This is a genomic window from Moraxella sp. K02, from assembly GCF_041154755.1.
In the GTDB taxonomy this organism is placed as follows: domain Bacteria; phylum Pseudomonadota; class Gammaproteobacteria; order Pseudomonadales; family Moraxellaceae; genus Faucicola.
On the sequence record NZ_AP031590.1, the window covers coordinates 744225 to 759756 of the forward strand.

Annotated in this window: 14 protein-coding genes; 2 read left to right on the plus strand and 12 right to left on the minus strand. The window is 44.8% G+C overall.

What is annotated here, in order from left to right; genetic code table 11:
• Positions 1-10: 10 nt before the first annotated feature.
• From scpB to ACAM39_RS03440, 6 genes are all read right to left on the minus strand, one after another.
• Positions 11-556 (minus strand): SMC-Scp complex subunit ScpB, encoded by a 546-nt coding sequence (scpB, locus tag ACAM39_RS03415; protein WP_065263368.1) that lies wholly within the window; start codon positions 554-556, stop codon positions 11-13.
• A complete protein-coding gene (locus ACAM39_RS03420) occupies positions 553-1341 on the minus strand; it encodes a segregation and condensation protein A (RefSeq protein ID WP_369628229.1) in 789 nt (262 codons plus the stop codon). Before ACAM39_RS03420 ends, scpB begins: the two co-directional genes overlap by 4 nt.
• Positions 1338-1964 carry a nuclease-related domain-containing protein gene (locus ACAM39_RS03425; protein WP_369628230.1) on the minus strand — a complete coding sequence of 209 codons (627 nt, stop codon included), beginning with the start codon at positions 1962-1964 and terminating at the stop codon, positions 1338-1340. The genes ACAM39_RS03420 and ACAM39_RS03425 overlap by 4 nt, the downstream gene beginning before the upstream one ends.
• A gap of 7 nt (positions 1965-1971) precedes the next feature.
• On the minus strand, positions 1972-2586 hold the full coding sequence (locus ACAM39_RS03430; protein WP_369628231.1) for an O-methyltransferase: 615 nt from the start codon (positions 2584-2586) through the stop codon (positions 1972-1974).
• Between the two features lie 10 nt (positions 2587-2596).
• Positions 2597-3688 (minus strand): tryptophan--tRNA ligase, encoded by a 1092-nt coding sequence (gene trpS / locus ACAM39_RS03435; RefSeq protein WP_369628232.1) that lies wholly within the window; start codon positions 3686-3688, stop codon positions 2597-2599.
• 127 nt (positions 3689-3815) lie between these two features.
• Positions 3816-4805, minus strand: a complete 990-nt coding sequence (locus tag ACAM39_RS03440) for an LpxL/LpxP family acyltransferase (protein ID WP_369628561.1) — start codon at positions 4803-4805, stop codon at positions 3816-3818.
• Positions 4806-5288: 483 nt separating this feature from the next.
• Here ACAM39_RS03440 and ACAM39_RS03445 point away from each other — a divergent pair, with 483 nt between their 5' ends.
• Together ACAM39_RS03445 and ACAM39_RS03450 are read left to right on the plus strand one after the other, a co-directional pair.
• Complete coding sequence (locus ACAM39_RS03445; RefSeq protein WP_472828267.1) at positions 5289-7379, plus strand: carbon starvation CstA family protein; 2091 nt, start codon at positions 5289-5291, stop codon at positions 7377-7379.
• 84 nt (positions 7380-7463) lie between these two features.
• Positions 7464-7748, plus strand: coding sequence for a YbdD/YjiX family protein (locus ACAM39_RS03450; protein ID WP_076774460.1), 285 nt, complete (start codon positions 7464-7466; stop codon positions 7746-7748).
• A gap of 300 nt (positions 7749-8048) precedes the next feature.
• Here ACAM39_RS03450 and ACAM39_RS03455 read toward each other — a convergent pair whose 3' ends face one another.
• From ACAM39_RS03455 to ACAM39_RS03480, 6 genes are all read right to left on the minus strand, one after another.
• Positions 8049-8576, minus strand: a complete 528-nt coding sequence (locus ACAM39_RS03455) for an O-acetyl-ADP-ribose deacetylase (protein WP_128681296.1) — start codon at positions 8574-8576, stop codon at positions 8049-8051.
• Positions 8577-8638: 62 nt separating this feature from the next.
• Positions 8639-10507: a monovalent cation:proton antiporter-2 (CPA2) family protein gene (locus ACAM39_RS03460; RefSeq protein WP_369628234.1), complete on the minus strand. Its 1869-nt coding sequence runs from the start codon at positions 10505-10507 to the stop codon at positions 8639-8641.
• Between the two features lie 18 nt (positions 10508-10525).
• Positions 10526-11281: a hypothetical protein gene (locus ACAM39_RS03465; protein ID WP_369628235.1), complete on the minus strand. Its 756-nt coding sequence runs from the start codon at positions 11279-11281 to the stop codon at positions 10526-10528.
• Between the two features lie 291 nt (positions 11282-11572).
• On the minus strand, positions 11573-12622 hold the full coding sequence (locus ACAM39_RS03470) for a cation diffusion facilitator family transporter (RefSeq protein WP_369628236.1): 1050 nt from the start codon (positions 12620-12622) through the stop codon (positions 11573-11575).
• Between the two features lie 131 nt (positions 12623-12753).
• Complete coding sequence (locus ACAM39_RS03475; protein WP_369628237.1) at positions 12754-14994, minus strand: primosomal protein N'; 2241 nt, start codon at positions 14992-14994, stop codon at positions 12754-12756.
• 151 nt (positions 14995-15145) lie between these two features.
• Positions 15146-15526, minus strand: a complete 381-nt coding sequence (locus ACAM39_RS03480) for a Rid family detoxifying hydrolase (RefSeq protein ID WP_219298882.1) — start codon at positions 15524-15526, stop codon at positions 15146-15148.
• Positions 15527-15532: the final 6 nt, after the last annotated feature.

The window sequence follows — 15532 nt, forward strand, 5'->3', positions numbered from 1 at the left end:
GGCAGCTTTTTTATAGCTCAAGCTGTTGCACATCAGCTAGCTTTGGCAAATCTTGCAAGCTTTTAAGCCCAAAGGCGGCTAAAAACGCTGGGGTGGTATGCAGTAGTGCAGGACGTCCCAGCGTATCGCGAAAGCCTTGCTCAATAATCCAGCCCTTATCAAATAGTTGCCGTAAAATATTGCTTGATACAGTCACGCCACGAATTTGCTCAATATCGCCACGCGTCACCGGTTGTTTATAAGCAATCACACTTAACGTTTCTAATAACGCTTGGCTTAGGGTTTCTTGACGCTGGGGAAAAACTTGCTGAATCAGCGGGCTAAAGTCATTGGCGATTTGCAATCGGTATCCGCTCGCGGTATCCGCTAAGGTTAATGCGCCTTGTGATAGACGCTGCTGCAAGACCGTGAGTGCCATGCTCAGTTGGTTTGGATTAATCGATAGCCAGTGACATAGCTGTTTGGCAGTAATCGGGGTTTCTGAAGCATGCAAAATCGCTTCGATAGATTTGCTATGCTGCTGGGCAAGCTGATGTTGTTGGTTAAAATCGGTCATGACGATGCCCATATCAAGGTTAGTTCGCTTACATCGGAAGCGTTGTCATCGTCTTGTGCGACAAATTTTAGCATCCGCTGTTTGGCTAATTCTAAAATGGCGACAAAACTCACCACCACACCCAGTTTGCCTTGTGATTTATCTAATATATCGTGGAAAGTGCCTTGACCACGGCTTGCCAACATATGGCTAATGCTTGCCATACGCTCTGCCAAAGGCACGATATCAGCTTTGACGTGGTGCATTTGGTAATCGGGTTTTAGCTGCATTTTGATTAAACTGTCGGCAAGCATGGTGGCAGGATAGGGTGCAACCTCTTTGGCTAATATATCAGGACTTGGCAAACTGGCATATGCCAAAAACACATCGCGCTCAAGCCGCATTAACGCATCGATACGCTGACTGGCGTGTTTGATTTGGGCGTATTGTTCAAGTCTGTCAATCAGCTGCTTGGTAGGGTTTTTTTCATCCTCTGGCCGTTGCGGACTTGGTAGTAACAATTCGCTTTTGATAGCAATTAAGGTACTTGCCATCAGCAAATAATCGCCTGCCAACTCAAAATGATTGTCATCGAGCTCACCAATATAAGTCAGGTACTGCTCGGTAATCGGCAAAATCGCTGTGGTGGTGATATCAAAGTTATTTTTTTTGACCAAGTACAGCAAAAAATCCAGCGGACCTTCAAACTGCTCCAGCCAAATGGCAAAGGCTTCAGGCGGAATATAAAGGTCTTCGGGCAGACTTTGAACGGGCGTCTCAAAAATTCGAATGGCTAAATTGGTCATTTGTGATGTTGTTTTTTTAGGTTTTGAATATGCTGATGGCGAGTTTTGAGCGTATTATCAAGACGATTTTTAGCCAATAATTGGCAGATTTGCTGAACTTGTATGTCGCTGAGTTTTTGTTGGTCAAATGACAAAATATAATCTGTAAAATTTCCCAAGCGACAGATATTGGCTGGAAAATTACTTTTTAATTCACATTCACCTGTAAATACAATAACTGAATGAAAAACGTCATTCGGTAAATCTAATAAACTCTCTAATGTTTTGATATGTTTATAATTTTGTCGTAACGGATTTTGGAAAAGATGTTTTTTGCCATAAATATTTTGCGTCCATTTGGCATCTTTGACTTTACCATAAATCCACCCTTTATAGTTTTTAGTTTCAACCACGAAAATACCAAAACGCGACACATAAATATGGTCAATTTGCGTAGAACCTTCATCAGTTGCTAAAGTGACGTTTTGAAAATCATGGTAGCTATCATGTGGCAGCTTGCGATTAGCAGCTTTTTCAACCATTTTTTCGCCAAACCAACCTTTAAAAGTAGGCGATTTTAACAAACTAATGATAAGGAAAAGAGGAATTAACCACCAAATTTGTTTTAATAATTCCCATAGCATTTTGTTATTAATCCTTTGATTGTTTAACCGCCACAAACAATCCTGCCCCAATGGATAGGGTAGAGCACAAATAGTTGCTGTCCTGTTCAAAGGCTGACAAAAACGCTGCTACTTCATCGGCATGAGAAATCACATTATCAACAATTAGCATATCGCCAAAGGTGAGCAATCGCTTAAAGTCAGCCACATAGTCACCATAAAACTTGCGCTCTGCATCCAAGAAAATCACATCAAAATGGGCGGTTGACTGACGTAAAAAATCCTTCGCATCGACTTGTTGTAGCGTGATATTGTGGTCAAACTGCAAGGTGCGCAGGTGATTGCGCGCGGTTAGTAATCGCCATTCATCAATATCAATCGAGGTCAATGTGGCAGTATCCGCGGTACTGGCGCGATTGATTTGGGCTAACGCATAGCCTAGCCATAGTGTAGAGTAGCCCGTTGATGTGCCAATTTCTAATATATTTTTAGCCCGCTTACTGATAACCAGACTGGCAAGAAACTCGGCTGAATCAGGCTCAAGGTGGCGATGTCGGTTGAGACGGTCGGGCTGCGCATCGTCAAAGGCTTTATCGATTTGATAAAGTCTATCGGTGTAGGCTTTAAAGTGGGCAAATGACATGAGTGACTCGTTACTTTTTGAGTTTGGCAAGGGGTTTGATACCAATGGCTTTTCGTACTTTTTCTAGGCGTTTGCGCGCATCACGGCGGGCTTTTTCTGCGCCCATTTGTAGGATTTCTTCCAATTCTTTTGGATTCGCCATCAATTCATTGTAACGAGCCCGGAAAGGGGCAATTTCGCTGTTAATTTTTTCAAACAACACTTCTTTGGCATCGCCCCAAGCAATACCTTGCTCAAAACGTTGACGCAGTACTTGTTGTTCTTCTGCGCTAGCAAATGCACGATAAATCTCAAAAATCGTGGATTCATCGGGGTTTTTGGGTTCTTCTGGCAATTGTGAATTGGTGACAATACGCATGATGGCTTTTCGCAGCGCTTTTTCACCATCCACTTGCGGCTGATTTGATGAAGGGTCGCCAAATAACGGAATGGTATTGCCATAGCTTTTTGACATTTTACGACCATCAAGCCCTGTAAGTAGCGGCGTGTCATCATCTACCATGGCTTCGGGCAATACAAAAATCGGTTTTTCTGGGTCACAATAGCGAAAATTAAAGGTACCTGCGATATCACGTGCCATCTCGATATGCTGGATTTGGTCTTTACCCACAGGGACATGGGTGGCATTGAACATCAAAATATCGGCGGCCATTAGCACAGGATAACTAAATAACCCCATCGAAATGCCATAATCAGGGTCAGTGTCTGGCGTTTCACGGTTAGCATCTACGGCGGCTTTGTAGGCGTGCGCACGGTTCATCAAACCTTTAGCACAGTTACAGTTGAGCACCCAAGTTAGCTCTGGAATTTCGATAATATCCGACTGGCGGTAAAACACCACCCGCTCAGGGTCGAGACCACACGCAAGCCACGTTGCAGCAATTGCCTTGGTGGATGCATGAATCGCCTCAGGGTCGTGGCATTTGATAAGTGCATGCAAATCCGCCAAGAAAAAATAAGCGTCGCTTTCTCCCGTACTGGCGCCTTGTATCGCCGATTGTATGGCTGGGCGAATGGCACCGACATAGTTGCCAAGATGGGGAATGCCACTGGTAGTAATACCAGTTAAAATGCGGCGCGGCGCGGCTGTTTTATCATTCATATTCAAAATTCCAAACAAAAGCAAAAAAAGTACAAAATAGGCAAAAAAATTGTCCGTTAGTATAGCGGTTTTTGACTACAAATTCATGCCAAAAATTGGCTGAGCCACATGACTCGCATGAGCAAAATTAGCGGTAATAGCGGATACCAGTAGGCTGGGTTTTATAGCGCCGATGAAACCACATGTATTGGGTCGGGTCGATACGGATATAATTTTCTAATAGCTGATTGATGCGTTTGGCATCCGCTAATTCATCTTCGGTTGGGTAGTTGTCAATGACAGGCGAGAAGATAATGTGATAATGCGGTTTGCGACCCTTTGGCATCTCATCCGGGGTTTCCCGATAAAAATGCAATATCATCACGGCAGGCGGATTGGCTTTATTGCCCAGTTTTGCCATGCGACGTGGTGCAGTCAAAGTGGCAGCGGGTACCCCAAAAAAATCTGCCATCACGCCTTGTTTTAGCCCAAAATCTTGGTCGGGGGTAATCCATACCACATGATTGTCTTTGAGATTTTTGGCAAAATGGCGCATATCGCGATGACTGATTTGGTCGCTATAAACCTTGGCGCGCGCGTTAAAAATAAACCAATCAAGCAGTGCATTGTTTTGCGGTCGATACACCACATCCAGCGGGGTAAACATGGTGGTCAGCCGTCCACCCAAATCGAGCAAAGTCGAATGGATACCGAGTAAAATCACCGCTTTACCTTGCGATTGGGCGTTTTTGACATGGTGCAGCCCAGATACAGTGACGCAGCGGGTAAACACATCCGGTCGATACCACGCGCACAGGCTTTCAAACACACCCACACCGGCATTGATAAAAATCTTCTCTGCCATCTCTAAACGCTGATCTTCACTGAGTTCTGGAAACGCCAATGACAGATTGGTCAAAGTATCGGCTCGGCGGCTCTTAATCAGTCCAAATAATAATTTTCCCAAAAAATGACCGATGTTAAATTGATAACGTAACGGCAAATAAATCAATGGCAAAATCAGCGCAACCCCAAGCCAAATCCCCCAATATTGCGGCAATAAAAACTGCCACTGAAAAGGCTTACGCGCTGTACGGTTATCTGATTGCAGTTTTTGCAACTCGCTCACCTTTGGCATGCCTTCAAGTGTTACGGTTGACTGATGTAGCAGATTGGCATCGACATTACTGGTGCTATCATTACTGGCAGTATCAACCGTGGTCATTTTGGCTGTTGGGTCAAACATTTGAGGCTTATGATTTTGGGTTGGTTTCATAGGGTATGTTTCATAAAAAATACAGATATATAAAAAATGCAAAAAAAATATAGGCTGAGATGTATAGGCGTTTAAGCTGATTGGGTCATTATACCAAACAACGACGCGGGCTAAAGCCAGTAAATTTAGTATATATTGAGTAACAGTGATACATTGAATGACGAATGACCATTAATCCATGTTACAATTTGCAAAATATTACAAAAAACTAGCAAGGATTGTTTAACGTAATTACATGTTGATTTAGTTCCATTTAACATAATTGCTTTTTCATATAGTTGCGTTTATCTCTACCCTAGGATGATCTTCATATAAAAAGGAGTTGACATGCAGACAAATTCCGCAATGACAAGTAACTCCCCCATGCTATCAAAGATAGTATGGTTACTTGTTGCAATTATTGGCGCAGTGGCATTAGGGACAATCGCCCTGCACCGCGGCGAAAGTATCAACGCCGTATGGCTTGTTGCCGCTGCCGTGTGTTCATATAGCATTGCTTATCGCTACTATAGTTTATTTATCGCCAAAAAAGTCTTTGAACTCAATCCCCGCCGCGTGACACCGGCTCACCGCCTAAAAGATGGCTTAGATTATGTTCCTACCAATAAATACGTCTTATTTGGTCACCACTTTGCTGCGATTGCTGGGGCAGGTCCATTAGTCGGCCCTATCTTAGCAGCACAAATGGGTTATTTGCCAGGTACGCTATGGCTCATCATTGGTGTAGTATTCGCAGGTGCGGTACAAGATTTTACTGTACTATTTTTGTCCACTCGCCGTGATGGCAAATCACTGGGTGAAATGGCAAAAGACGAGCTGGGTACGTTTACGGGTATTACGGTGATGCTCGGTGCACTCGGTGTGATGGTCATCATTCTTGCCGTACTGGCACTGGTAGTGGTGAAGGCGCTAGCGCACAGTCCTTGGGGGCTATTTACCATCGCGGCAACGATTCCTATCGCGCTGCTAATGGGCGTCTATATGCGCTATCTACGCCCAGGTAAAATCATGGAAGTGTCTATCATCGGCTTTGTATTAATGATGGCGGCGATTGTATTTGGTGGCGATATTGCCAAAGACCCTGCGATGGCTGAATTGTTTACCTTGACAGGTACCCAGTTGACTTGGGCATTGATGATTTATGGTGTGGTAGCCTCGGTATTGCCTGTGTGGCTGCTGCTTGCGCCGCGCGATTATTTATCAACTTTTTTAAAAATAGGGGTGATTGTAGGTTTGGCACTGGCGATTGTCTTTACCATGCCAGAGCTAAAAATGCCTGCGGTTACCAAATTTATCGATGGTACAGGCCCCGTATTTAAAGGTGGGTTATTTCCGTTCTTGTTTATTACCATTGCTTGTGGTGCTATCTCTGGTTTTCACGCGTTGGTATCGAGTGGTACGACCCCAAAACTTGTGGACAATGAAGTAGATACTCGAGCCATTGGTTATGGTGGTATGCTCATGGAGTCGATGGTTGGTATCATGGCAATGATCTGTGCCACCATTCTTGACCCTGGTATGTATTTTGCGATTAATGCGCCAGCAGCGCTTTTAGGTACAACCCCAGAGACAGCGGCAGCCGCTATCCAAAAATTGGGGTTTGTGATTACCCCCGATGCGCTTACGACACTAGCGCAGCAAGTGGGCGAAAGCTCTATTATCTCACGGACAGGCGGTGCACCGACCTTTGCAATTGGGATGGCGCATATCCTATCGTCTATCTTCGGTAGTACAGCGATGATGGGGTTTTGGTATCACTTTGCGATTTTATTTGAAGCCTTGTTTATTTTGACTGCAGTCGATGCAGGGACACGTGCTTGTCGTTTTATGGTACAAGATACCATTGGCATCGTGGTGCCATCGGTACGTGGCTCAACCAATCTCGGCGTGCATTTGCTTGCGACCTTGATTGCAGTAGCCGCTTGGGGCTTCTTTGTCTACCAAGGCGTCATCGATCCGCTTGGGGGTATTAACTCATTGTGGCCGCTGTTTGGCATCGGTAACCAAATTTTGGCAGCGATGGCATTAACCCTAGGTACCGCAGTTTTATTTAAAATGAAAAAACAAAAGTATGCTTGGGTCACTGTGGCACCCACGGTTTTCTTATTGATTACCTGTCTGACGGCAGGTTGGCAAAAAATCTTCCATGCAAATCCAGCGATTGGTTTCTTAGCACAAGCACAAAAATACAGCGCCGCGATTGCCAAAGGTGAAGTGTTAAAACCTGCCAAAACCTTGGATGAGATGCAAACCATCGTATTCTCAAACTATGTGGATGCCGTGCTTTGTGGCTTCTTTATGATTGTGTTGATTGTGATGATAGTGGGTACCATTCGCGCATTAACAAAAGCCTTGGCAAGTGATAAACCTACCGTGGTTGAAGGTGAGGCGATTTATGAAGATCCAAAACCCTTGAATATTTCTGCACCGCATTAGTGAAAAATAACAGCGATTGCACCTATATTGTGCAATCGCTTGGGTTTCACCAAAACTATGCTAGGCAGATAGAAGGAGCGTCACATGAGTAATAATGCGTTAATCGCCAACTTGATTAAAATGACCTTAAAGGCGCAAAAGGAGGTAATTTTTAGCCCAAAAAATATTACCCGCCTAATCACGCTAGTCAAACGAATGCAACAAAGCTTTCGTTTGATGGTCGGTGTCCCTGATTATGCGACCTACGTCAGCCATATGCAGGAGCAGCATCCTGACCTAGAGCCGATGGATGAAAAGACCTTTTTTCGCTACTGCGTCGATGCGCGCTACCCGAGTAATGGCGGTGGCATGAAGCGATGCCCTTGCTAACGCTATAAAGCGGTAAAAAACAGTCTAAAATTAGGCTGTTTTTTTTATCAAAAATTGAATTGTTAATTTTTGTAAATATTGGCAATGATTGTTGGCAAAAATGACCCAAAATTTATACACAATCGCCTTTGGCAGGTCTGGTCGCAGTGTGTGTAGGCTCTGATATCATGCACCCTTTAGGCGGTTTATTGTTTTATTTTTCATGATTGCAAGTTGGCAGTCGCCTATGGATTTGGACATTGCATTCAGATACTGCTCTGAGATAGTTAAGGCTTCGCCATCATGTAAAATTTGCATATTTTAATTTTCGGGTTGGACTAAATTTAGATAAAGCTGATAATTTTCTGCATCAAAACAGACAAAGATAATGTCTTCAAATTCATGATTTTCGTTTTGTTTGACGAAATCTTTTACGGTGTTTACCGCAATTTGTGCGGCTTGTTGTTTTGGAAAACGATACACACCCGTTGAAATATTGGGAAAAGCGATGGTTTTAACGCCGTTTTGCTCAGCAAGTTTCAGCGATTCGGTGTAACAGCTTGCTAGTAGCGCTGACTCATTTGCCTGTCCGCCATGCCAAACAGGTCCGACGGTGTGAATCACATATTTGGCGGGCAAATTCCCTGCAGGGGTAATTACGGCTTTGCCAGTAGGACAACCGCCTTGCTCATCATGAATCACTCGACAAGCCGCAAGTAGTGACGTGCCTGCTTTACGGTGAATAGCGCCATCAACCCCGCCACCACCGAGCAATGAATTGTTGGCAGCGTTGACAATCGCATCAACAGCTAGGGTCGTAATATCTTGTTGTACGACACGGATTTGCATGCTTGTACTCCTTATGATTTTTAACATTTTAAATGTTCGTTTCTATTGATGGTTTGTTTGGGTTATTTTTTTGTTTGCGAGTAGGATTCCTCGGCTAATTTTTCAAACCGCTCTTTTTCTTTATGGAGTTCATGTTTCGCGGTGGTCATATCGCTATCAAATAAGCTTTCGAGTTCTTGAATCGCTGATTGTGCCGAAGCAATCAGCTCGGCCTCATCTTCATAGATGGCGCGCTGCCGTTCAATCAACGCGTCATCATAATCGCGGAACATTTGCACGGTTTTTCGTGCGGTTTTTGGCTCCATGCCCAATACTTCCAAGGTTTCGCGTGACATATCCAGCGAAGATAGGTAAGTCTCTCGCCAAATATATTTGACCCCCGCATCGCGCAAACGATAATAATGCTCACGGTTTTTGGCACGTGCCAAGATGGTCAGATGCGGATAATTGCGTACGGCATAATCGGCGACCGTCTCAGATAGTTCAATATCGCCAATCGCGATGATAAAAACTTTGGCGTTTTCAAGCCCTGCCGCTCGCAGAATTTCTGGGTTTTTGGGATTGCCATAGTATACTTGGTTACCAAATTTGCGGACGAAATCGACTTGGTTGGCAGATTTTTCAATCGCGGTAAATTCAATATTGTGCATGCGTAGCACACGACCGATGATTTGCCCGACACGTCCAAAGCCTGCAATCACCACTGCGTGCTCATGGTTGGGTATTTTGTCGTATTCTTTACTGGGCTTAGCTTTGGCAAATATCGGATTGCCAATTTTTTCCAGTAATAAAAATGCCAGTGGCGTCATTGCCATTGAGACAGTCACCACAAGGTTTAGAATATTTTGTTGTTCACGGGTTAACAGATGCTGGGCGGTCGCCACGCTAAACAGTACAAAGGCAAATTCCCCACCTTGTGCTAGCGTCACCCCAAGACGGATACTGCTTTCGTTTTTGTTGCCCATGAGCCGCGCAATGATTGTCAGCACCACAAACTTAATGAGCATCAGCAATACTGCCAAGCCAATGATGAGTAAGGGCTTGGCGACAATTAATTTGACGTTGGTGAGCATACCGACTGACATAAAAAACAGCCCAAGCAGCAAACCCTTAAATGGCTCAATACTCGCCTCCAACTCGTGGCGGTATTCGGAGTCAGCCAGTAGCACCCCGGTTAAAAACGCCCCAAGTGCCATTGACAAGCCTATATAATTCATCAATAGCGACACACCCAGTACGATAAACAACGCCGTGGCGGTGAGCAGCTCGGTGGCGTTACTAGAGGCCACAAACTTAAAGAAAGGACGTACCACAAACCGACTGACAAATATCATGCCAGCAAAAATACTGATGACTTTGGCAAAATAAATCCAATCGTAATTTTGCTCTTGCGCGCCCGACAAAAATGGCAATGCGGCTAGTAAAGGAATAACTGCGATATCTTGAAACAATAAAATAGTAAAGGCTTGCTGACCATGCGTGGTGGCAAGCTGCTTTTTTTCACCCAATAACTGCAACACAAACGCCGTTGATGACAGCGCCAAGCCAAAACCGATGACAAAGCTATGTGATAGCCGAATATCTAAAAAATACCACGATAGTAGCATCAGCACCACGCCCGTGACAATCACCTGCAGCCCGCCTAACACAAAAATCTGTTGCCTAAGTGCCCAAAGCCGAGAGGGTTGTAGCTCTAAACCAATAATAAATAATAGCAGCACGACCCCAAATTCAGAAAAATGCAGCAAGTCATCGGGGTTACCTGCAACTTTTAAAAAACTCGGACCGAGCAATAAGCCTGTAAACAAATAACCCAATACCGTGGCGATACCAAAACGCTTTGCAAGCGGTATCAAAATCACTGTCGCACCCAAAAAGATAGTTGCGTCAAGCATCATAGAACTATCAGCACTGGCAGCAAGCACAAACATACAAAACCTCAATTATTTTTAATTTTTGACAAAAATTTTCCAAATCCCGTTATCGGCAATCGCATTTTTATAGGCATCATTGCGTTTTTTACGGGGAGTTTGCCGACTGTCCACCACTTTAAAGTCTACTAATGTTTGAATCACCAAACCTGTGCGATAAAAACGAACCCGTTCAGGCTCTAGCAATTCACCTTTGGGATTGCGACAAAACACATAAGCGCGTAAATCAATAAATTCACGATGCGCCACCAGCCGCACGTCTTCGCCTTTGGCTAAGGCATTTTCCATCGCCATCAACTGGGCATCCTCATACGAACCGCATTTTTCAACCAGTGCACCCACCGAGCCAAAATTTTTGGATTCCTTGGCTTTGGTACGGGTCAAATGTAGTTTTTGCACATGATAAATAAACTGCGGTATCTCAAGGCTTGCGGGTAATGGCAGATAATCAGGCGGCAGTCCTGCCGAAGGATAAAACCCTTTGGCGCGGTCAATCAGAGCTTGCCAGGTTTGCTCATAGCTTTGCACCTCTGCCAAATTGCCTGCATAAATAGGCAAATCTTGAATTTGGGTGAGATAGGGCGGCGGAAAAAAATTGTCCCGAAACTGGGCAATATCGGCTTGCAAGGTGGAGAGCAATAACTTGACCTGTTTTTTATGCGCCTTTTCATCAACCAGCAATGCTGAGGGATTGCCATTATCTGAGTTGTCTGAGCCATCAGATTGGGTGAGATGCAAGTTGGGTGCCACGAAAGGTGCAGAACGGTGTGTCATACGCGTTTACCTCCAGTAAGCTAATGATTTTTATATAGATTTAATAGAAACTTAAATAGATATTAAATACAGATGTCTAATTGTTTGGCAAACGTTTAGCAAACGTTTAGCAAGCAACGCTTGCCACAGCATGGTGCTGATTCATCCTAACATATTTAGCCTAAGTAATGGACACTATCACACAATTAATCGTAAGAAAAGTTAAGCAAGCAAACAGCAAACCCCACAAAACAAAAACTAAAAACGCTCAGCAGCAACATCGATTTTTTGCACTTCGGGTCAAAAAGTCGGTTAGTGTGCGTGCGCATGGACAGGGGGTGTATTGGCAATATCACAATTAAACTGCGCGGAGTGCGCATGCAAATCACTTTCAAATTGAATGGTGCTGTGCCCAATGCCTAAATGCTGTAACTCATGCTGTAAGTCTGATAATAGCGCGTCAGTTTGCTGTAGGGTAAGCGAGCTTGGGACAATGATATGACAAGATAAACTATGTAAGCCGCTGGTAATCGTCCAGATGTGTAAATCATGAATCGATAACACATTTGGGTGGGCAGAGAGGGTTTTGATAATAACGCTTTGGTCAATATGATTGGGCGCGCCTTCCATCAAGATATGGGCGGCATTTTTGACGACAGCATAACCACTGCGAACAATCAGTAGCGCCACCAAAATACTTACCGCCGCATCTGCCCACACCCAGCCAAACAGCATAATCACAATAGCAGCAATAATCGCAGCCACCGAGCCTAGCAAGTCACTTAATACATGTAAATAAGCGCTTTTCATATTGAGATTATCAGTATCACCACCGTGCATCAGTTTGGCGACCACTAAATTGACGATAAGCCCAATAGTACTGATAACTAGCATACCCGTAGTGGCGATTTGTGGCGGCTGCTGAAAACGCAGCACCGCTTCATAAATAATACCTGCACTGATAATCAGTAGCGTCAGACCATTGATGAGCGCAATCAAAATCTCAAAACGGCGATAACCAAAAGTTTTATGAGAGGTAGCAGATTTCTTACCAATGATAAACGCAAACAAAGTCATGGCAAGTGACACCGCGTCACTAAACATATGACCTGCATCTGATAACAACGCCAAACTGCCGGTAATATAACCGCCGATGACTTCAACAACCATATAGCTTGCAATGATGGCAAACGCTATGGTGATGATACGCTGATTATCCGTATGGCTGTGACTGTGGTTATGACTACTATGACTACTGTGACTGTGGCCAGCGTCATCATGGTGGTGATTGTTGCCATGACTATACTCATTAGGGTGCGCATCAGTAGGCTGCTTTGAATCTTGAAGCGGTTTTGGGGTCATTGTTATTTACTTACCCTAATCAATGGCAAAAATTAGCTAAATTGTAGCCCAATCAGCGAATTGAAAAAAGCCCATTTAAACATCACACTAAAATAAGCGCTTTAGCAAAAGCAATGGTTTTGCAAGTCAGGTTAAGACCAACTCATCGGATCAATGTCAATCGACAGTCTGGCATACTTTGCCGATGGCAACGCAATCGTCTGTCGCCACCAGTCCGATAATAGCTGCTGGCGAACGTGGCGTGTTTTGGTCAAAATTAATAAATGCGAATGATAGCGACTGTTTTTCTTTGCCATCGGCGCATCTACCGGGCCATTAATGGCAATACCCAAGGCTGTCATGTGATGGCGTGATGGCAATAGCGCAATCGCTTGATGCAAAATTTGCTGATTGTTTTCTAGCGATTTGCTTTCCACCCGTACCAAACAAGCGTAAGTCAATGGCGGCAATCCCAACATGCGCCGCTCGACCAATAATTGCTGGGCAAAACTCAGATATCCTTCACGTACCAAAGTCAGTAACGCGAGATTCTCAGGTTGCAGGGTTTGTATCAGTACCAAACCTGCTTTATCGGCACGACCTGCACGACCGGCCACTTGTATAATCAGCTGGGCGGTATGCTCAGGCGAGCGAAAATCTGACGATAAAAAACCGCGGTCAGCATTGGGAATTGCTACTAATGTCACATTGGGGAAATGATGCCCTTTTGCCACCATTTGCGTGCCCACCAAAATGGCTTTGGGATTGTCAGCAATACGCTGATACACTTGCTCCCAACTGTTTTTTTTACGCGTGGTATCGCGGTCAATCTGAATCACAGGCACATCGGGGAAAAGCTCAGTTAACCCTTCAACCATCCGCGCCGTACCCATGCCCACAGGGTCAAGATTGCTACTACCACAGCTGGGGCAATGTGTCGGGATGGCCTGTTGCCAATCGCAGTGGTGGCATTTTAGCATTGCCACTGGCTGAAAATGCACTGTCAAATGCGCATCACAGCGCGGGCAGTCTGCTTGCCAACCGCAAGCATCACACAATAAGATGGGCGCGTAGCCACGACGGTTTAAAAATACCAATACTTGCTCATCTTTATCTAACGTTTGCCGAATGGCTTGAATTAAGCTTTGCGCCAAACCGTTTTGCCATGCTTGTTGGCGCGCATCAATCAGCTGCATGATGGCAGGTTTGGCATCGCCTGCACGCTGGGTCAAAGTAAGCTCGGTGAGTTTACCTTGTTGTACCAGATATAGGCTTTCAAGTGATGGCGTCGCGGTGCCCAAAATCACCGGGCAATTAAGCTGAAACCCCCGATAGAGCGCCACATCACTGGCGTGATAGCGCAGTGAGTCTTGCTGTTTGTAAGATTGGTCATGCGATTCATCGACAATAATTAGCCCTAAATTGGCAAATGGATATAACACTGACGAACGCGTACCGATAATGATTTGCGCATAGCCCAGTCGGCATTGTTGCCAGCCATCAAGCCGTATGGTGTCATTAAGCCCTGAATGTAGCATCAATACTTGGGCGTCAAATCGTTCGGCAAATCGCTGCCGGGTCTGTGGGGTAAGCCCAATTTCTGGCACTAAGATAAGTACTTGTTTGCCTTGCGCCAGTACCGTTTGCATCACCTGCAAATACACTTCGGTCTTGCCACTTCCCGTAATGCCATTGAGCAAAAAACCTTCATAGTGTGGCTGCTGGCAGGCGTGGGTAATTTTTTGCACCGCTTGTTGTTGCTGCAAATTTAAAGTGAGCGGCGTGGTGGCAAGCTTAGCAAGCTTGGGTAAAGATGGCATTTGATAAACAGGCGCAAACAGACCTTTTTGCTCAAATTTTTTTAAATAAGCGGGTTCGACACCATGGTCTATCAGCGCAAACTCAGTTACAAGTTTTGTGGCATTGCCATGCGAATTGCGATGTGAATTGCCATGCGAGTTGATGACCAATTCACATAAAGTAAATTGTTGGCGTTGTTTTTTTGCACTGGCAGAAAAATCATCGTCAGTGGCATCACGTAATTGTTGCCAGCATAATTGTCGATAGTCGAGCGTCATCCCTTGGCGAATCAAAGTCGGCAGCATGACAGCGAACACATCGCCAAGCGGATAGCAGTAATAAGCAGACAGCCAATAAGCGAGTTTTAACAATGCCTCATCGACAATCGGCACTTCATCAAGTATGTCCAATACAGGTTTAATCGCATTTTGCGTAAGCTGACTGTGCTCAATATGCGCCACCACAATGCCGACCAATTTGCGTGTACCGAACGGTACTCGGACGCGGCAGCCAATCGCGGGCAACGCATCGCCCACAACGCGATAATCGAACACCGAATCAATGGGGACAGGTAAGGCAACTTGGATTAGCAAAACACACCTTTAAAAATTGTTGTAGGGTTGAATTATAGCCCAATTCTATACGTTAAACTGTGGTCAGATGGGCAAAAATTTGACATAAAAAAAGGCAAGTCTTGTAACTCACCTTCCATTTGATCCGGTTAACATTCATCTAAAACCAAAATCAATCTAAAACCAAAATCGCTTCAATTTCGATCACCGCACCTTTTGGCAAGGCAGCCACTTGCACCGCGGCACGGGCAGGGTAAGGGGCAGACAAACGCGCCGCAAAAATCTCATTTAAGGCCGTAAAATCTGCCAAATCGGTGAGCGAAACATTAAATTTCACCACATTGGCAAGCGAACCGCCTGCGGCTTGGCAGATAGCATCGATGTTTGACATGACTTGGTTGGCCTGATTAACGAAGCCATCGGCTAGGGTCATGGTGTTTGGGTCGAGTCCGATTTGACCTGAAATATAAACAGTCTTATCAACCTTCACAGCTTGTGAATAAGTGCCGACCGCAGCAGGGGCATTGTCAGTATGAATGATGTCACGGCTCATATTATT

Bases quoted from the DNA above. Each gene is read 5' to 3' on its own strand.
- trpS (WP_369628232.1), bottom strand. From the start codon at position 3,688: ATGAATGATAAAACAGCCGCGCCGCGCCGCATTTTAACTGGTATTACT.
- ACAM39_RS03440 (WP_369628561.1), bottom strand. From the start codon at position 4,805: ATGCCAAAGGTGAGCGAGTTGCAAAAACTGCAATCAGATAACCGTACA.
- ACAM39_RS03430 (WP_369628231.1), bottom strand. From the start codon at position 2,586: ATGTCATTTGCCCACTTTAAAGCCTACACCGATAGACTTTATCAAATC.
- ACAM39_RS03465 (WP_369628235.1), bottom strand. From the start codon at position 11,281: ATGACACACCGTTCTGCACCTTTCGTGGCACCCAACTTGCATCTCACC.
- scpB (WP_065263368.1), bottom strand. From the start codon at position 556: ATGACCGATTTTAACCAACAACATCAGCTTGCCCAGCAGCATAGCAAA.
- ACAM39_RS03445 (WP_472828267.1), top strand. From the start codon at position 5,289: ATGACAAGTAACTCCCCCATGCTATCAAAGATAGTATGGTTACTTGTT.
- ACAM39_RS03470 (WP_369628236.1), bottom strand. From the start codon at position 12,622: ATGACCCCAAAACCGCTTCAAGATTCAAAGCAGCCTACTGATGCGCAC.
- ACAM39_RS03450 (WP_076774460.1), top strand. From the start codon at position 7,464: ATGAGTAATAATGCGTTAATCGCCAACTTGATTAAAATGACCTTAAAG.
- ACAM39_RS03425 (WP_369628230.1), bottom strand. From the start codon at position 1,964: ATGCTATGGGAATTATTAAAACAAATTTGGTGGTTAATTCCTCTTTTC.
- ACAM39_RS03455 (WP_128681296.1), bottom strand. From the start codon at position 8,576: ATGCAAATCCGTGTCGTACAACAAGATATTACGACCCTAGCTGTTGAT.
- ACAM39_RS03480 (WP_219298882.1), bottom strand. From the start codon at position 15,526: ATGAGCCGTGACATCATTCATACTGACAATGCCCCTGCTGCGGTCGGC.
- ACAM39_RS03460 (WP_369628234.1), bottom strand. From the start codon at position 10,507: ATGTTTGTGCTTGCTGCCAGTGCTGATAGTTCTATGATGCTTGACGCA.
- ACAM39_RS03420 (WP_369628229.1), bottom strand. From the start codon at position 1,341: ATGACCAATTTAGCCATTCGAATTTTTGAGACGCCCGTTCAAAGTCTG.